Source organism: Conexibacter sp. W3-3-2 (assembly GCF_009707605.1).
In the GTDB taxonomy this organism is placed as follows: Bacteria; Actinomycetota; Thermoleophilia; order Solirubrobacterales; family Solirubrobacteraceae; genus Paraconexibacter; species Paraconexibacter algicola.
The window spans coordinates 3,583,769-3,603,804 of record NZ_WLYW01000001.1 but is presented as its reverse complement, the minus strand read 5'-3'; the positions used below and the strand labels follow the sequence as shown (position 1 = coordinate 3,603,804).

Below are 20,036 nucleotides of genomic sequence, written 5' to 3'. Positions count from 1 at the left end.
ACGCAACCGGCCGCGGGACTGTTGCGCGGCCGTCGCGCCGACGTTGCATCGACGTGGCATCCCCGTCCGGCGACCGCGCGGCGGCGCTACGCTGACCGGGAGGTCAGTTCCTGTGCACGATCCCGACGCGAGCCTCCAGGCCGGAGTGGACCCCCGACGGTGGGCGGACCTCCTGCGCCGCGCGCACGAGGCCACGTTCGCGCGCGGCCGGGCGCCGTCGATCGTGCGCGACGTCGTCGCCGACTCCTGGGAGCGGTGCACCACCAGCGGGCTGACGCCCGACGCGCCCGCGGCGCCGCTGATGGTGGAGCCCGCCGACGCGCGCAGCCGCTGGGAGGAGCACCCGCTGTCGCGGACCGCCGACCTCCTGCGCGGCGTGCTCGCCGGACTGCTGCACGACGCGCGCCACATCCTCGTCGTCTCCGACGCGGACGGCACGCTGCTCTGGAGCGAGGGCCACCCGGAGGTCCTGCGGGCCTCCGAGGCGATCCAGTTCAGCCCGGGGTACTCGTGGGCGGAGGACCACGCGGGCACCAACGCGGTCGGCACCGCGCTCGCCGCCGGCCGGCCGGTGCAGATCTTCAGCGCCGAGCACTTCCGCAGCGCCGTCCACGCGTTCCAGTGCTCGGGCGCCCCGATCCGCGACCCGGACAGCGGCGAGATCCTCGGCGTGATCGACGTGACCGGCAGCTACCGGACCGGGCACCCGCACAACCTCGCGCTCGTGCAGACCGCCGCCCGGCTCGCGGAGGAGCGGCTGCGCAGCGAGATGCTCGAGCGCCACACGCGCATCCTCGGGCTGTTCGCCGAGCACGCCTCGCGCCACGGCGGCCCGGCGGCGGCGCTCGCCCCGAGCGGGCGGGTGCTCGCCGCGACCCACGACGCATGGCGCGACCAGCGCTTCGAGGTCGCGGGCGGCACCGGACGGATCGTGCTCCCCGACGGCAGCACGGGCACGCTCCACGACCTCGGGGAGGGCCTGCTCCTGACCGCGCCGCAGGACGCGCGCGCCGCCCGCTCCCGCGTCGCGGTGACCGTGTTCGGCAAGCCGTTCGTGACGCTGCGCGCCCCCGACGGCGAGCACCGGCTCTCGGGCCGCCACGGCGAGATCGTGGCGCTGCTGGCCCTCAACCCGGACGGCCTGTCGAGCGCCGACCTCGCCGAGATGCTCTACGGCGACCGCACGCGCGAGGTGACGGTCCGCGCCGAGATGCACCGGCTGCGGGACGTCCTCGGCGCCGGGCTCGCGACCCGCCCGTACCGGCTGGAGCACGTCGACAGCGACGTCGCCGCGGTCCTCGCCGACCTGCAGGAGGGGCAGGTCGCCCGCGCCCGCTCGCGGGTCCGCGGCCCGCTGCTGCCGGGCTCGAGCGCGCCCGCGATCGTCGCGGCGCGGCAGGCGCTCACGGCCGCGCTCGCGGATCCGGTGCGCTAGAACGTCACGACGAAGCGCGCCCCGCCGAGCGCGGGCGACGCGTCGACGGCGATCGTCGCGTCGTGGTGGCCGACCTGCTGGGCGACGAGCGCGAGCCCGAGGCCGGACCCGGGCCGCTGGTCGACCTCGTCGCCCACGCGCGTGAACGGCTCGAAGATCCGCTCGCGGTCCTCCGGCGCGACCCCGGGACCGTCGTCCTCGACGAGCAGCCGCGGCGCGGCGCCGCCCTCGAGCGTCACGCGGACGGTCCCGCCGGGACGGCCGTGCCGCACCGCGTTGCGCACGAGGTTGTCGAGGATCAGCCGGATGCCCGGCTCCCAGCCGACGACGACCACGGCCTCCGCCGGCGGCTCGTGCTGGATCGTGGTCCCCAGGTGGGTGCCGCGCGCGGACTGCACGCCGTCGGCGATCAGTCCGGCGAGATCGACGGGGGCGTGCTCGACCGGGTTCGCGTCACCGCGGGCGAGTGCCTGCAGGCCGTCGAGCAGCTCGACCAGGCGCCGCTGCTCGGCCAGGGCGTCCTGCGCGATCGACTGGCGCGTCTCGCCGGGCATGTCGGGGTGGCGGGCGATCGTCGAGAGCGTCGCCTGGATCGCGGTCATCGGCGTGCGCAGCTCGTGGCCCGCGTCGGCGGCGAAGCGGCGGGTCGCCTCGAGCGCGCGGTTGCGCTCGGCGGCGGAGCGCCCGAGCCGCTCGAGCATGTCGTTGAAGCCTCGGGCCAGCGCGCGCAGCTCCTCGGTGCCGTCCTGCTCGGGGACGCGCCGCGACAGGTCCTCCTCGCCCGCGATGTCGCGGGTGGCACGGCGCAGCCGCCGCAGCGGGCGCAGCACGACGTCGGCCGCGAACCAGGTGCCGATCCCGGCGGCGACGAGCATCAGGATCCCCGTGAGCAGCAGCCGCTCGCGCAGCTCGCGCTGGCGGCGCTCGACCTGCCGCAGGCTGGTCGTGGCCTGCAGCCGGCTCAGACCGCCGAGCGAGTCGACGCGCAGCGTCGTCACGTAGATCCGCACGTTGCGCCCGTCGATCTTGCGGGTCGAGAAGCCCAGCGGCGCGTCGCTCAGCGTCGGGAACGGCACCCCCGCCTCGAAGACCGGCGTGCTGCCGAGCGTCGCCTCCAGCGAGCTGCCGGTCGCGCGCAGGACGTTGTTCAGCCGCGGATCCCGGCCCTGCTGGTCGCTGGAGTCCTCCTCGATCGCCGCGAGCGCCGCCGTGTCGGACAGCTCGGCGGTCCGGCGCAGCCGGTCGTCGACGCCGCTGCGCTCGGAGCGGTCGCTGACGCCGGCGACGACGATCCCGCCGATGACGAAGACCACCGTCAGGACGGACAGGACCCCGAGCGTGAGTCGGCTGCGGAGGTTGCGCAGGCGCATGGGGGTCGCGGACCGCGGAGGGCCGACGCTCAGACGCGCAGGACGAAGCCGACGCCGCGCACCGTGTGCAGGACGCGCTCGCCGCCGTGCGCCTCGAGCTTGCGGCGCAGGTAGCCGACGAAGACGTCGGCGACGTTCGTGCCCGGGTCGAACGTGTAGCCCCAGACCTCCTCGTGCAGCACCTTGCGCTCGAGGACCTCGCCGGGGTGGCGCAGGAACAGGTGCAGCAGCTCGAACTCGCGTCGCGTGAGCCCGAGGTCGTGGCCGTCGCGGGCGGCGACGAACGTGGCGGGGTCGAGCTCGATGTCGCCGACCGTCACCCGCTGCTGCTGGGAGGCGGGACGGCGTCGCAGGAGCGCGTGCAGGCGGGCGACCACCTCCTCGAGCGCGAACGGCTTGACGACGTAGTCGTCGGCGCCGGCCTCGAGACCCAGGACGCGGTCGTCGACCTCGTCGCGCGCGGAGAGCACGCAGACCGGCACCTCCTCGCCGTCGGCGCGCAGCTGGCGCAGCACCTCGAGCCCGTCGAGGTCGGGCATCGTGAGGTCGAGCAGCATGGCGTCCGGCCGGACGGTCCCGACCGCGGCCAGCGCCGCCCGGCCGCCCGAGGCGGGCACGACGGCGAAGCCCTCGAGCTCCAGTCCGACGGAGACGGCGCGGCGGATCGCCGGGTCGTCGTCGACGAGCAGGACGGTCGGCCGGCCGTCCGTCTCGCTGCTCCCGCCGGGCTGCTCGCTCATCGACGGGTGATGCTCTCACAGTCGGCGTCGACCAGATCCGCGGCGTCGGCGATGACGACGTCGCGGCCCTTGCCGCAGGTCACGGTGTCGGCCGCGCCGTCGCCGGCCGTGTTGATGACGTCGTTGCCGTTGCCGCCGGAGACGGTGTCGACGCCGGCCTGCCCGAAGATGCGGTCGTTGCCGGAGCCGCCGATCAGCGTGTCGTTGCCCGCCCCGCCAGTGATGGTGTCGTTGCCCGCATCGCCGAGGATCAGGTCGTTGCCGGTCCCGCCGTCGAGCGTGTCTCCGCCCCCGCGCCCGTACAGCTTGTCGTCGCCGCCGCGCCCGTAGAGCTTGTCGACGCTGCTCGTGCCCGTGAGGACGTCGCGCCCGTTCGTCCCGGTGCGCTTCGCGCCGTCGGCGACGATCGGCGTGCAGGCGAGCAGGACCGCGGTCAGCGCGGCGATCACGGAGGGGCGGCGGGGCATGACGGAAGGGTTGCAGCCGAACGTCCCCCACGCACGCGCACGACGGATCTCTCACCGTTTCCTCACGGATCGTGAGCGTTGCGTGAGAGCGACCCCACGGAGCGTCACCGGTCGGGGATAACGGTCGCAGTCCGCAACGACCCACCGGAGGATCGACCCCACCATGAACTTCATCACCGACCGCCGCAAGGCCACCGCCGGCGCCCTCGCCGCCCTCATGCTCGTGCCGGCCTCGGCCTTCGCCGCGAACATCGACGGTGGTGCCGGGAACGAGCGGCTGCGGGGGACCAACGCCGCCGACGTGATCAACGGCAACGCCGGCAACGACCGCCTCTTCGGCTTCGCGGCCGACGACAAGCTGAACGGCGGCTCCGGCAACGACCGCGTGTTCGCGGCCGACGGCAACGACACGCTGTTCGGCGGGCCCGGCAACGACTGGCTCAACGGCGGCAAGGGCAACGACACCATCACCGGCGACGCCAACAACACCGGTGACCGCACCTCGTTCGACCGCCTCTACGGCGCCTCGGGCGACGACACGCTGCGCGGCGGCGACTCCCGTGACTGGGTGTACGGCGGCTCGGGCAACGACACGTCCTTCGGCGAGTCGGGCAACGACAAGATGGCCGGCGGCACCGGCGACGACCGCCAGGAGGGCGGCGCGGGCGACGACGTCATCTACGCCAACGCCGGGACCGACACGAGCATCGGCGGCGACGGCAACGACACGCTGTGGGCGCTCGCGCGGTCCGACGTGAAGCCCGGTCCGGGCGGCGAGGTCGACCAGGTCGGCGACACGCTCGACGGCGGCAACGGCAACGACCGCTTCCGCACCCGCGACGGCGAGGTCGACCGCATCACCTGTGGCGCGGGCACCGACCGCGCGTTCCTCGACAACGTCGACGTGATCGCCGACGCGACGGCCGAGAACCCCAACGGCTCGTGCGAGCAGGTCGAGCGCAAGGACCCCAAGCCGCGTGAGTCCGCCTCGGAGGACGTCCAGTCCGCCCCGGCGGCCGAGAAGGTCAGCTCCTAGTCCTCACCGACCCCACCCCGACGTCCCCCGACCCGCCCGTCCGGCCTCGCGCCGGGCGGGCGGTCGTCGTTCCGGGTGGTTTGCTAAAGTAATTACCTATCGCAACTTCATCCGCTGCCCAGTCCGCCACGCACCTGCGCCACGTGATCGCCCGCACCGCCCGCTGGCTGCGCCACGCGGGCGCCGAGGAGGTCACGCTCCTGGGCCCGACGCTCACCGCCGCGCTCGCCACCGTCGAGCGCCACGGCCCGCTCGCTCCGAGCGAGCTCGCCGACCGCGAGCGCATCCGCCGGCCCTCCGCGACCCGGATCGTCGCCAAGCTCGAGGAGCACGACCTCGTCACCCGCACCCCGGACCCGGCCGACGGCCGCTCCTGCCGGGTCGCGATCACCGAGCCCGGCCGCGACCACCTGCAGGCGATCCGCTCGCGCAAGGACGCCGTGCTCGCCCGGCGCCTCGCCGAGCTCAGCGCCGAGGACCGCGCCACCCTCGACCGTGCCGCCGACATCCTGGAGCGGCTCGTGGACCGCCGATGAGCGCGCGCATCCGCCGCACGTTCGACCCCCTCCACGTCGCCGACTACCGGCGCTACTTCATCGCCCAGCTCATCTCGACGAGCGGCAACTGGATCCAGAACGTCGCCGCCGTCTGGCTCATGGTCTCGCTCACCGGCGACGGCCTCGCCGTCGGCCTCGTGCCCGCCCTGCAGTTCGTGCCGCTGCTGCTGCTCGGGCAGGTCGGCGGTCTGCTCGCCGACCGCGTCGACAAGCGCCGGCTGCTGCTCTGCACCCAGCTGGTGATGATCGTCCCCGCGGCCGCCCTCGCCGTCATCGCCTTCCTCGACGCGGCGACCCCGGCGCTGATCTACGCGGCCGTGCTGCTGCGCGGCATCGCGATGGCGCTCGACGGTCCCGCACGGCAGGCGCTGCCGATCGAGCTCGTCGGGCCCGACCGCGTCGTCGGGGCGGTCGCGCTCAACAGCCTCGCGATCAACGCGTCGCGGATCATCGGCCCGGCCGTCGCCGGCCTGCTGATCGGCGTCGCCGGGATCGCCTGGTGCTTCGTCGTCGACGCGCTCACCTTCGTCGCGATGATCGTCGCCGTCGCGCGGCTCGACCCGGCGCGCATGGGCGCCCCCGCGCGCGGCCCGCGCCAGCCGCACGCGATCCGGGCCGGCGTCGCCTACGTCCGCCGCACGCCCGAGCTGCTGATCCCGCTGGGGATGATGGCCCTCGTCGGCCTGCTCGCCTTCAACTTCCAGGTCCTGCTCGCGCTGCTCGCGTCGACGACCTGGGGCGGCGACGCGTGGCTGTTCACCGCGATGACGATGGCGATGGCCGTCGGCTCGATCGCCGGCGCGGTGGCGATCGGCGGGGCGCGCGACCTCGGGCCGGCCGCGCTCGTCACGTCCGCGGCCGCGTTCGGGGTGACCGACCTGCTCGTCGCCGCCTCCCCCACCGTGGCGGTGCAGCTCGTCGCGCTCGTGCTGCTGGGCGCCGCGAGCGTCACGTTCTCCTCCGGCGTCACGTCGGTGCTCCAGCTGCGCGTCGACCCGCAGATGCGCGGTCGGGTGATGGCGCTCTACTCGCTCGTGTTCCTCGGCTCGACCCCGTTCGGCGCCCCGCTGCTCGGCTGGATCGGCGAGCACGCCGGCCCCCGTGCCGGCCTCGCGCTCGGTGGGCTGGCCGCCCTGGCCGCCGCCGTCGGCGCCGCGGTCGCCTACCGGCGCACCGGCGGCGGACCGCCCGTGCCGCCGGTCGTGCGGCCGCGCGCCGCGCGCGAGCGTGAGCCGGTCGCCGCCTAGGGTCGCGCGAGCGCGGCGAGCGGCGCACCCCAGCGGTCCAGCGAGACCCGCGGGGGCGGCACCTTGTAGCCGATGTGCAGGGTGATCCCGAGGTCGCCGGTCGCCCACTTGGCGAACGTCTCGGCGAAGCGCTCCTCGCGCGCCGACCGGCCCAGGCACGAGCGATCGTCCCCGGGAGTGCCGCACGGGTAGCCCGCGGGCACGAGCGCGTCGAGCCGGGCGGCCAGGTCGGCGGGCACGAGCGCCGCGTCGACCGCGTGCCCGAGCTCGTGGAGCACGAGACGCGCCACGCCCGCGGCGCCGAGCCCGCGGCTGACGGGACCGAGGTCGAGCGTCAGCTCGTGGCGGCCGTCGGGCAGCGAGCGGGCGGTCCCGGCGGCCTGGGGCAGCGACGGGGTGCCGACGGTGATCGTGGTGCGACCGTCGATGCGGTCGATCAGCGCCCGGGCCTCCGGGCGTGCGGCCGCGACCGCCTGCAGGACGGCCTGACGGTCCAGCGGGTGCGTGCCGGGCGCGAACGTGAAGGTGCCCCGGTCCGGCGACCGGGCGACCGGCTCGGTGCGCGCGTCGGCGCCGCGGCCGTCGAGCACGACGACGATCGCGCACAGGAGCGCGAGGGCGGCGAGCGCGTGGCGGACCGGCGAGGGCATCCGCCGACCATCGACGGACGCGCACGGGGACTTGAGCGCGCCGTGCGGGGACCGCTCAGCCGTTGAGCGTGCGCTCCCAGATCTCGGCGAGTGCGGCGATGAGCGTGCGATCGGCGACGGCGGGGTCCTCGGCGACGACCTGCTGGTAGGCGGTGCGCTCGGTCATCCACACGAGCGCCTGGGCGGTCGCGGTGGCTGCGGCCGGCGGGCGACCGTCGCGCCGCAGCCGCTCCTCGGCGAGCCCGACGAAGCGCTCGATCGTCCCCGACCAGTAGGCGCGGATCTCCGGGTCGTAGCCCGACGCCTCCACGAGCGCGCGCACGAGCGGGGCGTGGGCCCGGAAGGTGCCGAGCAGGTCGGCGACGACGCGGCGCACGTCGGCGAGCGCGAGCGGCTGGTCCCAGTGCGCGCTGGTGACGCCGTGGATCTCGGTGGCGAAGTCCTCGACGAGGCGCACGAGCAGGTCGCGGCGATCCTCGAAGTGCGCGTAGAACGCGGTGCGGGTGCGTCCCGCGCGCTTGGCGATGCGGCTGACGTTCAGGTCGGCGAACGAGGCGCCCTCGGCGAGGAGCGCCTCGGTCGCGGCGAGGAACGCGCGCTCGGTCTCCCCCCGGCGGGGGTCCTCGCGCGTGCGCTTCTCGAGCAGGGCCACGGGCCGCAGTCTACGCACCTCGTGATGACAGCTTGCAATGACACTGTGTCTGTTTTACGCTCGCGGCATGAGCCCCGCGACCGCCGCCCCCGCCGACCTGTCGACGCTCGACCTCGGCGACCACGCCCACTGGACCGACGGGCCCCCGTACGAGCTGTTCGCGCAGATGCGCCGCGAGCAGCCCGTCCACTGGAGCCCGAACGACCGCTTCCCCGACGAGGACGGGTTCTGGTCGGTCACCCGCGCCGACCTCGTCCACGCCGCGACGCGCGACTTCACGACCTTCTCCTCCGAGCGGCGCGGCATCTTCCTCGTCGACGACGTCGGGGTCCCGCTGGACGTCCAGCGCCTGCAGATGATCTCGATGGACCCGCCCCGGCACGACCGCATGAAGAAGCTCGTCGGCAAGGCATTCACCCCCGGCCGCATCGCCGAGCACGAGCACGTCGTGCGGCGGATCGTCCAGACCGTCCTGGACCGCTTCACCGACCACGACCACGTCGACCTCGTCACCGACATCGCCCAGCCCGTCCCCGCGCGCGTGATCGGCTCGCTCCTGGGTACCCCCGAGTCCGACGACCGCCGGCTCGTCCACTGGACGAACGTCGCCACCGCGTTCGAGGACCCGGCCATCCGGGCGACCTGGGGCGACTCGCTCGAGGAGATCATGCAGGTCGTCGCCTACATCGAGGCCGTCCGCCAGGAGCGGGTCGAGCACCTCGGCGACGACCTCCTGTCGGCCCCTCATCACCGCCGAGGTCGATGGCGACCGGCTCACCGAGATGGAGATCGCCACCTTCTTCGTCCTGCTGCTCGCCGCGGGCAACGACTCGACCCGCGCGACCTACAGCGCGACGATGCTCGCCCTGATGGAGGACGAGGAGCAGCGTCGGCTGCTCGTGGAGGACCCCTCGCGCATCCCGGCCGCCGTCGAGGAGGGCCTGCGCTGCTTCCCGGCCTTCGGGATGATGGGTCGCGCCGCGACCCGGGACGTCGAGCTCGGCGGCGCGCAGATCCGCGAGGGCGACCGCGTCCTGCTCTGGTACATCGCCAGCAACCGCGACCCGGCCCTCTACCCCGACCGCCCGGACGCCTTCGACCTCACGCGCGAGGGCCTGGACCGCCACCAGGCGTTCGGCGCCGGCGGCCGCCACTTCTGCCTCGGCGCGTCGCTCGCCCGGATGGAGCTGCGGATCTGGATCGAGGAGACGCTCGCCCGCTGGCCGGACATGCGCCTCGACGGCGACCCCACGCGCATCCGGTCGCTGTTCCTCAACCAGTACACGCACATCCCGGTCGCCCTGCGGTAGGCACCCGCCGGGCGCGGGCGTCCCGGCGCCTAGCCCGACGCGACCGCGGCGCCCTCCCCGCGAACGGCGGCGTGGACGGCCGCGCGCGCGTCGGGCGCCGACGGCGCGGCGAGCGCGAGCTGCGCCAGCGCGCGGCACTGCTCGAGCGTGTGCGCGGCGAGCGTCGCGCGGACGTCGGGCAGGCAGGCGGCCGCCATCGACAGGGACGAGACGCCCAGGCCGGTCAGCACGAGCGCGAGCTCCGGATCGGACGCCGCCTCGCCGCAGACCCCGACGGGCTTGTCGTGGGCCAGGCCGGCCTCGCCGACCATCGCGACGAGCCGCAGGACCGCGGGCTGCCACGGGTCGAGCAGGTCGGCGAGCTCGCCCGCCAGCCGGTCCGCGCCCAGCGTGTACTGGGCGAGGTCGTTCGTGCCGAGGCTGACGAAGTCGACGTGCTGCAGGATCTCGGTCGCGCACAGGGCGGCGGCCGGGACCTCGACCATGACGCCGACGCGGTCGATGCCGTGCTCGCGGGCGACCGCCGCGAAGTCCCGCGCCTCGGCGGCGGTCGCGACCATCGGGGCCATCACGCCGACCTCGGCGTCGGTCCCGGCGGCGGCCGCGGCGATCGCGAGGAGCTGCTCGGTCAGCAGCCCGGGGTCGCGGCGCGCGAGCCGCAGGCCGCGGACGCCGAGCGCCGGGTTGGCCTCGTCGGGCTGGTCGACGTACGCGAGCGGCTTGTCGGCGCCGACGTCGAGCGTCCGCACGATCACGCGGCGGCCGGCGAACGCGGTGAAGACCTCCCGGTAGAGGGCCTCCTGCTCGTCGCGGGTCGGGGCGGTCGCCCGGTCCAGGAAGAGGAACTCGGTGCGGAACAGGCCGACGCCCTGCGCCCCGGGGACCCCGGCGCTGTCGACGTCGGCCGGGCCGCCGATGTTCACGAGCAGGCGGACCGGGTGACCGTCCGCGGTGCGCCCGGGGCCGTGCGAGCCCGCGCGACGCGCGGCGAGCTCCTGGGCGGCGCGCTGCGCGTCGGCGACCTGCGCGCGGTCGGGGCCGACGACGATCCGCCCGACACCCCCGTCGACGAGCAGCTCGTCGCCGTCGCGCAGGCCGGCCGCGGCCGCGCAGGCGACCACGGCGGGGATGCCGAGCGACTTCGCGAGGATCGCGGTGTGATCGGTGGGCCCGCCGCGCTCGGTGACGATCGCGACGACGCGGTCGCGGTCGAGGGTCGCCGTGTCGGCGGGCGCGAGGTCGGTCGCGACGAGGACGAACGGGTGCCCCGGGTCGGGGACGCCGGGCATCGGCACGCCGAGCAGGTGCGCGATCGCGCGGGTCCGCAGGTCGTCGAGGTCGGCGGCGCGCTCGGCCATGTAGCCGCCGAGCGCGACGAGCGCGGCGCGGTGCTCGGCGAGCGCCGCGTCGACCGCGTGCGGCGCGTCGCGGCCGCCCGTCACGCGGTCGGCGATGCCCGAGGCGAGCATCGGGTCGCGGGCCATGAGGGCCTGCGCCGTCAGCACGTCGGCGGCCTCGCCGCCGGCCGTCGCGGCCCGGGCCTCCAGGTCGGCGGCGACCGCCTCGAGCGCCGCGGTCGCGCGCCGCGCCTCGGCCGCCGTGTCGGCGACCGGCGCGTCGTGGGCGGGGAGCTGCGGGCCGGGTGCGAGCCGGGCGACCGGCCCGACCGCGATGCCGGCGCTGACGCCCAGGCCGTGGTGCTCGAGGGAGGCCATCGCGCTACTGCACCGCGTCGAGGTCGGACGCGACGAGCTCGGCGAGGGCGGCGACGGCGACGTCCGCGCCCTCCCCCTCGGCCCGCAGGACGACCTCGTCGCCGTGCGCGGCCCCGAGGCCGAGGACGCCGAGGATGCTGCGGGCGTCGACGGCGTCACCGTCGGGCCGGCCGATCGTGACCACGGCCGGCTGGGCGGCGGCGGCCTGGACGAACAGGCTGGCGGGGCGGGCGTGCAGGCCGACCCGCGAGCCGACCTTCACGAGGCGCTCACTCATCATCTCGGTGCTCCTGGGGATCGTGGTGGTGGGGATGTCAGGCCGGGACCGCGGTGCCGCTGGGCGCCGGGGCCGGGGACGACGGGGCGAGCAGGTCGGTGACCGAGGGGCTCGTGGCGTCCTCGGTGACCTCGCCGCGACGGCTCTTCAGCGCGATCACCGCGCCGGTGCTGACGGCGATGCCGGCGGCGAGCGCGACGACGTAGAGCAGCGGGTTGCCGATCAGGCCGACGACCCAGATGCCGCCGTGCGGGGCGCGCGACGTGGCGTCGAAGGCCATCGACAGCGCCCCGGTGACCGCGCTGCCCGCCATCAGCGAGGGGATCACGCGCGCCGGGTCGGCGGCGGCGAACGGGATCGCGCCCTCGGTGATGAACGAGGCGCCCAGCAGCCAGCCCGCCTCGCCGGCCTTGCGCTCGGCCCGCGTGAACAGCTTCGGGCGCAGGACGGTCGCGAGGGCCATGGCGATCGGCGGGGTCATGCCCGCGGCCATGACGGCGGCCATGATCTTCAGGTCGCCGGAGGCGAGCGAGGCGACGCCGAACGTGTAGGCGACCTTGTTCACGGGGCCGCCCATGTCGAAGGCCATCATCGCGCCGAGCAGCAGGCCCAGGACGATGCCGTTGGTGCCGCTGAGGCCGCCGAGCCAGTCGGTCAGCTCGTTCTGCGCGGAGGCGATCGGCTCGCCGACCGCGACGATCATCAGGAGGCCGACGACGAGCGTCGAGACGAGCGGGATGACGACGACGGGCATGATCCCGGCCATCGCCGAGGGGACCTTGACGCGCAGGATGCCGAGCACGACCGCACCGGCGAGCAGGCCGCCGACGAGGCCGCCGAGGAAGCCGGCGCCGATCTCGTTGGCGAGCAGGCCGGCGACGACGCCGGGCACGAGGCCGGGACGGTCGGCCATCGCGAACGCGATGAAGCCGGCGAGGATCGGCACGAGCATCGAGAACGACGTCGCGCCGATCTTGAACATCAGGCCGGCGATGCCGAGCTGGTCGTAGATGTCGGTGATGCTCGAGACGCCGTCGTACGTGACGCCCTCGAACGTGCCGCCGTTGACCTTCGACGCGATCTCGGCGCCGCCGAAGAGGAAGGCGAGCGCGATCAGCAGGCCGCCCGCGGCGACGAACGGGATCATGTAGCTGACGCCGGTCATGAACCAGCCGCGCACGACGCTCGCACGGCCCGGGCCGCCGGGACCGTCGGCACCGGCGGCGACGGGGGCGCCCGCCGCGAGGACGTGCGCGGTCGCCGCGGTGGCCGGGGCCTCCTGGGCGGCGGCGACGGCGCGCGCGACGAGCCCGGCCGCGTCGTTGATGCCCTGCTTGACGGTGGCGGTGACGAGCGGCTTGCCGGCGAAGCGGGCGCGGTCGCGCACCTCGACGTCGGCGGCGAAGATGACCGCGTCGGCGGCCGCGATCTGCTCGGCGCTGAGCGCCTCGATCCCGGCGGACCCCTGCGTCTCGACGGCGAGCTCGTGCCCGGCGTCGCGGCCGGCCTGCTCGAGCGCCTCCGCCGCCATGTAGGTGTGCGCGATGCCCGTCGGACAGCTCGTGACGGCGACGATTCTCATGACCCGACCTCCTCGGTGATGTAGGACGACGCGGCGGTCGCATCGGCGACCGTCATCAGGTGCTCGCGGAACGCGGGACGGACGAGGCGGCGTGCGAGCTTCGCCAGGATCGTCATGTGGTCGGCGTCCCCCCTCCGCGGGGGCCGCGATGAGGAACACGAGGGTGGCGGGCCCGTCGGCCGCGCCGAAGTCGACGCCGTCGGCGCAGCGGCCGAACGCGAGCGTCGGCTCGGTGACGTGCGCGCTGCGCGCGTGCGGGATGCCGATGCCGCCCTCCAGGCCGGTGGGCATCTGCGCCTCGCGGGCGGCGACGTCGGCGAGGAAGCCGTCGAGGTCGGTGACGCGACCCTCGGCGTGCAGCCGCTGCGCGAGCGCGCGGGTGGCCGCGACGCGGTCGTCCCCGGGCAGGTCGAGGTCGACGAGGGCGGGGGTGATGATGCTCACGACAGGGCCTCCTGGGATCGGACGGGGAGCCGGCGTACGGCGTCGGGACGAAGGTCGGCGGGGGTCGGCATGCGGCTGCCGGGGAGCGCGACGGCGGCCGCGCCGTAGGCGACGGCGGCGTCGAGGGCGTCGGGGCCGTGAGCGCCGGCGGCGAGGAAGCCGGCGAGCGCGGCGTCGCCGGCGCCGACCGTGCTGCGCGGCGCGTCGACGGCGGCGTGGGCGTGGTGCTCGCCGCTGTCGTCGAGCAGCACGGCGCCGCGGGAGCCGAGGCTCGCGAGGACGGCGCGCGCCCCGAGCTCGCGCAGGGCGTGGGCGGCTCGCACGGCGTCGGGCGCGGAGTGGACCTCCAGGCCGGTGGCCTGCGCGAGCTCGGTGCGGTTGGGCTTGACGAGGTCGGGGCCGGCGGGCAGCGCGGCCTGGAGGACCTCGCCGTCGCAGTCCAGCGCGACCCGCACGCCCGCGGCGTGCAGCGCCACGGTCAGGCGGGCGTAGAGGTCGACGGGACAGCCGGGGGGCAGGCTGCCGGAGAGCACGACCCAGGAGGCGGTGCGCGCCTCGTCGAGCAGCGCGGCCTGCAGCGCGGCGACCTCGTCGGCGTCGAGCACGGGGCCCGGCTCGTTGAGCTTCGTGGTGGTGCCGTCGGGCTCGGCGATCGTCACGTTGGCGCGGATCGCGCCGGCGATCGGGACGGTGCGGGTGCGCAGGCCGGCGGCGGCGAGGAGGTCGACGAGCTGCGCGCCCTCGTGGCCGCCGACGGGAAGCACCGCGACGTTCGGGACGCCGGCGGCGTGCAGCGCGCGGGCGACGTTGACGCCCTTGCCGCCCGCGTCGACGCGGGTGGCGAGCGGCCGCAGGACGGCGCCGCGACGCAGCGCGTCGATCTCGCAGGTGCGGTCGACCGACGGGTTGGCGGTGAGCGTGACGACGGTCATGCCCGGTCCACGCGGATGCCGCAGGCCTCGAGCGAGCCGGCCTGGTCGGGGTCGATGCCGCGGTCGGTGATGAGGACGTCGATGTCGCCGGCGTCACCGAACCGCGCGAGGTGGTCGTTGCCGATCTTCGTGTGGTCGGCGAGCACGACGGTGTGGCGGGCGGCGCGGAGCATCGCGCGCTTGACCGCGGCCTCGGCGGTGTCCGGGGTGGTGAGCCCCCGCTCGACGCTGAGGCCGTTCGTGCCGACGAAGGCGACGTCGACGAGCGTGTCCTCGAGGACCCGCAGGGCCCAGGCGTCGACCATCGCGGCGGTGCGGCCGCGGATGCGTCCGCCGACGGTGAGGACGGTGAGGTTCGGCCGCGAGGAGAGGGTGAGCGCGATCGGCAGGCTGTTGGTGACGACCGTGAGCGTCGCCTCGGCGGGGAGGATCTCGGCGAGCCGCGCGGTGGTGGTCCCGGCGTCGAGCAGGATCGCGCCCTCGGCGGGCACCTCGGCGAGGGCGGCGCGGGCGATCCGCTCCTTCTCGTCGCTCATCGCCCGGTCGCGGTCGGCGAGGCCGGGCTCGAAGCCGAGCCGCTCGACGGGGATCGCCCCGCCGTGGACGCGGCGCAGGACGCCGTGGCGCTCGAGGACGCTGAGGTCGCGCCGGACGGTCTCCGTCGTGACGTTCAGCTCCTGGGCCAGGCCGGCGACCTCGACGCGCCCGCGGGACCGGGCCTGCTCGACGATCGCTGCCTGTCGTTCCTCTGCGTACATCCGGGCTCCTCCGTGGTGACTGCCCGGTCAGTATGGCCCGCTTTCCCACAGAAGTCAACACAAAACAACACAAAACAATCCTCAAAGAGCTCGTTGCGGCCGATGAAGCTCGGCCACGGGCACGGGAGCTCCGAGGAAGAACCCCTGTCCGAGCCGGACGCCCGCGGCGCGGAGCACCGCGATCGTCCGGTCGTCGCCGACCCGTTCGGCGACGACGTCGATCCCCATGCAGCGCGCCACGTCGACCACCCCGCGCACCACGGCCTGGTCGACCGGCGAGGTCGGGAGGTGGTCGATGAAGTCCCCGTCGATCTTCAGCACGTCGAACTCCAGGTGCTTGAGCGTCGAGAAGGACGCAAAGCCGGCGCCGAAGTCGTCGAGCGCGAGCCGACAGCCCAGCTCCCGCAGTCTCCGTGTCACCGCAGCCGCCCCTTCCGGGTCCGTGATGGCTGCTGTCTCGGTGATCTCGACGGTCAGCGAGCCCGGTGGGATCGGATGCGCGCGCAGCATCGTGGCGACGTCGTCGACGATGCGCGGGTCCTGCACCGTCCGCGCCGAGAGGTTCACCGACAACGCCAGACACCGTCCGGCGCGAGAAGACTCCGAGAGCAGGGAGATGGCGGACCGCAGAACCCACCGATCGATGTCGGCCATCAGGCCGTGGCGCTCCGCCAGTCCGAGGAACTCGGACGGCGCCATGAGGCCCAGCTCTGGGTCCCGCAGACGCAGGAGCAGCTCGTGACCCGTCGGCTCGTGGGGCGCTGGGTCCTCGCCGAGGAGCGCGATGGGCTGCGCCAGCAGCTCGAAGCGCTGCTCGCGGACGGCGCGACGCAGGCGCGCGAGCCGGTCGGTGCGGTGGGAGATCCGCGCGCGGTGCACGTGATCGGGCGCGTAGACGACGACCCCGTCCTTGCCCGCGTCCTTGGCCTGGTACATGGCCAGGTCCGCCTCGACCAGCAGCTCGTCCGCATCGATCCGACGGTCACCCCCCGCGACCGTCACGCCGACCGATGCAGTCACCTCCAGCCGGCCACCGTCGATCTCGAGAACGCCTGCGCGACGGATGACCGACGCCAGCTCGCGCGCAATGGACCTGCCGCGGGCGACCGAGGCTCCGGGAAGGACGAGCGCGAACTCGTCTCCGCCGATGCGCGCAAGCACGTCTGTCGCTCGCACCGCCTGGCGGAGAGCGGCCGCGACGCGAACGAGCAGTTCGTCTCCCGCCGAGTGTCCGAGGAGGTCGTTGACAGCCTTGAACCCGTCGAGGTCCAGCAGCAGGAGACAGCTCGTCCCGCCGTCGCGGACGACGCGCTGAACCTCCCGACGCAATTCGGCGTGGAAGCGGCGGCGCCCGAAGAGATCGGTCAACGGATCGTGGTCTGCGAGGTGGCGGAGCCTCACCTCCATGTGCCTGCGCACGGAGATGTCCACCGCCTGGAGGAGCAGCAACGGCCGCCCGTCGGCGTCGAGGACACGGACGCCGGCGACGAGGGCCCAGACCGCACGACCGTCAGCGTGACGCAGTCGCAGCTCTCGCGCCGGGCGCCGCCCGGCGGCGACCTCGGCGATGATCCACGCGTGGGTCGCCTGGTCCTCCGGGAAGAGGAGCGCGGCCTCGGACCCTCCCAGGATGCCTTCGGGTCGGCGACCGACCATCGACGCGAAGGCCGCGTTGCACTGCAGGACATCGGTCGTCCCGTCGTCCCGAAGCCGGCTGATCAGCATCCCGGCGGGGGCTGTCTCGAACCCGACGGCGAACAGCTCGTGCGCGGCGGCGAGCTCTCGCAGTGCCCGATCCCGTGCCGTGACGTCGAGTGACACCTGCCCGATCGCGTCGGGACCGCCATCGAGCCCGCTGACCGGGAACATCACCGAGACCTGATCGCGGACCATGCCGGTGCGCGGATCCTCGAGGCGCTCATCGCGACTGAGTGGGACCCCGGTCCGCCGGACAGACTCGGTGCCCGAGACGAGCGCGCGTCGTTGCTCCTCGGGCACCGTCTCGTGGAGCGCCCGTCCGACGAGATCCTCCGGGTCTGCCCCGAGCAGGGAGGCAGCCTCCCGGTTGACCAGCTCCCACCGCCCCTGTGCGTCGAGAAGCGAGATGGCGACCGGGCTGTGGTCGAGGACCGCGTTGAGTCGCGCGTTCGCGGTCGCCACCTCGCGCTGAGCCGCGACGAGATCGGAGACGTCCACGATCTGCGAGACGAAGTGCAGTGGGGTCCCCCTCCCGGTCGCGCAGGAGGGAGACGGAGAGGCGGGCGTCGACCACGGTGCCGTCCGAGCGCAGGTAGCGCTTGGACATCTCGTACCCCGCGCGCTCACCGGCGAGCGTCTGCTCGAGCAGTTCCAGGTCGGCGTCGAGATCATCGGGGTGCGTGAGCGTCTGGAAGTCGGAGGCCAGGAGGTCCTCTTCGCTGCGGCCGAACAGCCGGCACAGCGCCGGGTTCACGCGCAGCCAGTGACCGTCGAGACCGACGAGGGCCAGCCCGATGGGCGCCGCGCCGAACGCGGCTTCGAACTGCGCGGATGCCCGCTCGCGCGCGGCCCTGACCTCGACCTCCGCCGTCAGGTCGATCACGTGGATCAGGAGCGCGTCACCAGCAGCGCCCTCGCGGAGGACCGATGAGCGCACACGGACCTGGACGATGCGGCCCCGGGCGGTGATGAGGCGCTGCTCGCCGTCGCGTGCCTCCAGTGGGTCGGCCGAGGCGAAGGCATCCGCGAATCGCGCCATCCGTTCGCCGACCAGCTCGTCGGCGGGCACTTCGAGCAGCGAGGCGAGCGCCTCGTTGACCCGCTCGAACCGCCCGTCGCGCAGAAGCGCCATCCCGGCGGGGGCCTCGGAGAACGCCCGCTCGAATCGCGATGTCGCGCGCCGCTCCGCCTCGGCGCGAGCCCGCTCCTCGGTGAGATCCGTGCACACCGAGATCCGCCGAACGACGCGCCCGTCGTGATCGCGGATCGCCACGAGCTCGACACGTGCCGGGAAGCGACTGCCGTCGAGGCGCAGGTGATCGACCTCCGTCGTCACGCGCCCCTCGACCTCCATCGCCGACGCGATCGAGCCCGCTCGCTGGAGCTCGGACGCGGGCAGCAGGTCCCGCAGCGACCGCCCGACGAGGTCCTCCGGCCGGCCGCCGTGCTGCGCGGCGAACACCGGATTCACGGCTTCGACCAACCCGGACTCCTCGTCGAGGATCGCCAGTCCACGCGGGGCGACCTCCCAGGACAGCTGCCAGAGGCGCGCGGCGTCTTCCCCACGTCGTCGACGGGTGATGTCACGGACGGAGGCGTGCAGCTCGATGACCTCCCCGGTGTCGTCATGGAGGGCGCGGATGGTGGTCTCCAGCCAGACCTGCTCGCCGTCGGGCCGGGTGAAGCGCGATTCCGACGTCCGGGACCGGCCATCGCGGACCACTGCGGCGCGGAGTTCCGCGTTCTGGCAGCGGTCCTCCGGAAGCGTCGAACGGTGCAGGAACCCCGCGTCCACGTGCTCGGGCGATGCGCCGAGCACCGCGGTCGCGGCGGGCGAGACGTAGCGCAGGGAGCCGTCCGGGGCGATCCGCAGCACCACGTCCGTCGACGTCTCGGCCAGCATGCGGAAGTCGGCTTCGCGCCTGACGAGCTCCTGTTGCGCCCGCCGCTCCTCCGTGACGTCGCGGAAGTAGCCCAGTCGATAGACGAGGTTGCCCTCGGCATCCCGAGCGGCGATCACCTCCGTCTCCGTCGGGAAGGCCGTTCCGTCGAGGCGGACGTGATCGGCCTCGTAGCGGACGTAGCCGACCGCGTGCGCCCGCTGGCTGATGTCACGGATGCGGCCACGCTCATGCGGCGCGAAGGTGTCGCCGAGATGTCGGCCCTCGAAGTCGGAGGGCACCCCTCCGTGCATCCACGCGAACGCGTCGTTCACGCGTTCCATCCTGTGGGTGATCGGGTCGATGACCGCCACTCCGACGGTCGTCCGGTCAAAGGCGTGGCGCCACTGAGCGCGCAGCTGATCGGCGTCGTAGCGGCTCGTGGTGTCCCGCCAGGTGGTGTGGATCTCGAGCGCGTCGCCGGTGTCGGCGAAGAGCCCACGCACCGCGACCTCGAGCCAACGCCACGAGCCGTCCGGATGGCAGCATCGCACCTCGACGGTCTGGGGTTCGCGCGTCCGACGGACGCGCTCGAAGGCCCGGGTCAACGGCTCGCGGTCCTCGGGATGCAGCGCGGACGGCACCCGGGATCCATCGAGCTCCGCGGGCGCGCAGCCCAATAGGGTCGACATCGCCCGAGAGGCCCACAGCACGCGGCCTTGCGCGTCGTGACGGCAGTGACCGTCCGGCGACGTGTCCAAGAGCGCACGCAGCCGACGGCCCGACGCCTCCGCGCGGTGCAGCGCACCGCGCGCAGCCGTCACGTCGCGGGAGCTGATCGTCGCGCCGACGAGCTCCCCGGCCTCGCGGAGCGGCGCGAAGGTGCTCTCGTAGACGGCAGTGCCGTCGTGCGACGGGAGCTCGACCGTGACGGTCTCGCCGGTCAGCGCGCGGGTGTAGAGGGGCCCGAGCGTCTCCCACGCAGGTGCAGGCAGGACGTCGGGGGCCCGCCGGCCGACCACGCGCTCCGGAATGTACCCGTGCCGTATCAGCGCCCCGCCCTCGACGGACACGATGCGCATCTCGCGGTCGACGACCACGACCGAGACGCCGGGCATCGCCGCGAGCGCCGCACGGACCGCGCGGTCACCGAACGGGCTCAGCGCCTCGGTCACGGCGCGTTCCGACAGGGCTGGGGAACCCGGGACACCACCAGTCGGTCGGACGCCGCCCGCATAACTTGAGCCCCGGCGTGACGCGAATGCGCCGAGAGGGACCCGGCCCGG

16 protein-coding genes and 2 pseudogenes are annotated in these 20,036 nt (G+C 74.5%); 5 read left to right on the top strand and 13 right to left on the bottom strand.

What is annotated here, in order from left to right; translation table 11 throughout:
• Window positions 1-145: 145 nt before the first annotated feature.
• Window positions 146-1,435, top strand: coding sequence for a helix-turn-helix domain-containing protein (locus GKE82_RS17420; protein WP_196189282.1), 1,290 nt, complete (start codon window positions 146-148; stop codon window positions 1,433-1,435).
• Here the strand turns inward: GKE82_RS17420 and GKE82_RS17415 are convergent.
• From GKE82_RS17415 to GKE82_RS17405, 3 genes are read right to left on the bottom strand one after another with little or no spacing between them, the layout of a single operon-like run.
• A complete protein-coding gene (locus tag GKE82_RS17415; protein WP_154734162.1) occupies window positions 1,432-2,805 on the bottom strand; it encodes a cell wall metabolism sensor histidine kinase WalK in 1,374 nt (457 codons plus the stop codon). The genes GKE82_RS17420 and GKE82_RS17415 overlap by 4 nt on opposite strands.
• Before the next feature lie 29 nt (window positions 2,806-2,834).
• Entirely contained in the window at window positions 2,835-3,545 is a 711-nt protein-coding gene (locus GKE82_RS17410; RefSeq protein WP_107568320.1) for a response regulator transcription factor, read from the bottom strand.
• On the bottom strand, window positions 3,542-4,012 hold the full coding sequence (locus tag GKE82_RS17405; protein ID WP_154734161.1) for a calcium-binding protein: 471 nt from the start codon (window positions 4,010-4,012) through the stop codon (window positions 3,542-3,544). The genes GKE82_RS17410 and GKE82_RS17405 overlap by 4 nt, the downstream gene beginning before the upstream one ends.
• Before the next feature lie 163 nt (window positions 4,013-4,175).
• Between GKE82_RS17405 and GKE82_RS17400 the strand changes: the two genes are divergently transcribed.
• The 3 genes from GKE82_RS17400 to GKE82_RS17390 all read left to right on the top strand — a co-directional run bounded on the left by GKE82_RS17400 (window position 4,176) and on the right by GKE82_RS17390 (window position 6,852).
• A complete protein-coding gene (locus GKE82_RS17400; protein WP_154734160.1) occupies window positions 4,176-5,048 on the top strand; it encodes a calcium-binding protein in 873 nt (290 codons plus the stop codon).
• A gap of 143 nt (window positions 5,049-5,191) precedes the next feature.
• Complete coding sequence (locus GKE82_RS17395) at window positions 5,192-5,584, top strand: MarR family transcriptional regulator (protein ID WP_233243779.1); 393 nt, start codon at window positions 5,192-5,194, stop codon at window positions 5,582-5,584.
• Entirely contained in the window at window positions 5,581-6,852 is a 1,272-nt protein-coding gene (locus GKE82_RS17390) for an MFS transporter (RefSeq protein ID WP_154734158.1), read from the top strand. Before GKE82_RS17395 ends, GKE82_RS17390 begins: the two co-directional genes overlap by 4 nt.
• Here the strand turns inward: GKE82_RS17390 and GKE82_RS17385 are convergent.
• Genes GKE82_RS17385 through GKE82_RS28845 form a run of 3 tightly spaced genes read right to left on the bottom strand, consistent with a single transcriptional unit; the run spans window position 6,849 to window position 8,950 of the window.
• On the bottom strand, window positions 6,849-7,502 hold the full coding sequence (locus GKE82_RS17385; RefSeq protein ID WP_154734157.1) for a hypothetical protein: 654 nt from the start codon (window positions 7,500-7,502) through the stop codon (window positions 6,849-6,851). The genes GKE82_RS17390 and GKE82_RS17385 overlap by 4 nt on opposite strands.
• A gap of 55 nt (window positions 7,503-7,557) precedes the next feature.
• Window positions 7,558-8,154, bottom strand: a complete 597-nt coding sequence (locus GKE82_RS17380; RefSeq protein WP_158276728.1) for a TetR/AcrR family transcriptional regulator — start codon at window positions 8,152-8,154, stop codon at window positions 7,558-7,560.
• 10 nt (window positions 8,155-8,164) lie between these two features.
• Window positions 8,165-8,950 carry a hypothetical protein gene (locus tag GKE82_RS28845; RefSeq protein WP_230316208.1) on the bottom strand — a complete coding sequence of 262 codons (786 nt, stop codon included), beginning with the start codon at window positions 8,948-8,950 and terminating at the stop codon, window positions 8,165-8,167.
• Between GKE82_RS28845 and GKE82_RS28840 the strand changes: the two genes are divergently transcribed.
• Window positions 8,937-9,464 (top strand): cytochrome P450, encoded by a 528-nt coding sequence (locus GKE82_RS28840; RefSeq protein WP_230316207.1) that lies wholly within the window; start codon window positions 8,937-8,939, stop codon window positions 9,462-9,464. The genes GKE82_RS28845 and GKE82_RS28840 overlap by 14 nt on opposite strands.
• A gap of 29 nt (window positions 9,465-9,493) precedes the next feature.
• Here the strand turns inward: GKE82_RS28840 and ptsP are convergent, their stop codons facing one another.
• The 7 genes and pseudogenes from ptsP to GKE82_RS28820 form a co-directional block, all read right to left on the bottom strand.
• Window positions 9,494-11,179, bottom strand: coding sequence for a phosphoenolpyruvate--protein phosphotransferase (gene ptsP / locus GKE82_RS17370; protein ID WP_154734155.1), 1,686 nt, complete (start codon window positions 11,177-11,179; stop codon window positions 9,494-9,496).
• 4 nt (window positions 11,180-11,183) lie between these two features.
• On the bottom strand, window positions 11,184-11,456 hold the full coding sequence (locus GKE82_RS17365; RefSeq protein WP_107569719.1) for an HPr family phosphocarrier protein: 273 nt from the start codon (window positions 11,454-11,456) through the stop codon (window positions 11,184-11,186).
• 37 nt (window positions 11,457-11,493) lie between these two features.
• Window positions 11,494-13,500: pseudogene (locus GKE82_RS30920) on the bottom strand (fructose-specific PTS transporter subunit EIIC).
• Window positions 13,479-14,414, bottom strand: a complete 936-nt coding sequence (pfkB, locus tag GKE82_RS17355) for a 1-phosphofructokinase (RefSeq protein WP_154734154.1) — start codon at window positions 14,412-14,414, stop codon at window positions 13,479-13,481. The pseudogene GKE82_RS30920 and the gene pfkB overlap by 22 nt, the downstream one beginning before the upstream one ends.
• Window positions 14,411-15,172, bottom strand: a complete 762-nt coding sequence (locus GKE82_RS17350; protein WP_154734153.1) for a DeoR/GlpR family DNA-binding transcription regulator — start codon at window positions 15,170-15,172, stop codon at window positions 14,411-14,413. The genes pfkB and GKE82_RS17350 overlap by 4 nt, the downstream gene beginning before the upstream one ends.
• 81 nt (window positions 15,173-15,253) lie before the next feature.
• Window positions 15,254-17,332, bottom strand: a complete 2,079-nt coding sequence (locus tag GKE82_RS31565; protein ID WP_196189281.1) for an EAL domain-containing protein — start codon at window positions 17,330-17,332, stop codon at window positions 15,254-15,256.
• A gap of 67 nt (window positions 17,333-17,399) precedes the next feature.
• Window positions 17,400-19,868, bottom strand: a pseudogene (locus GKE82_RS28820) (PAS domain S-box protein); the annotation flags it as partial.
• Window positions 19,869-20,036 lie beyond the last annotated feature (168 nt).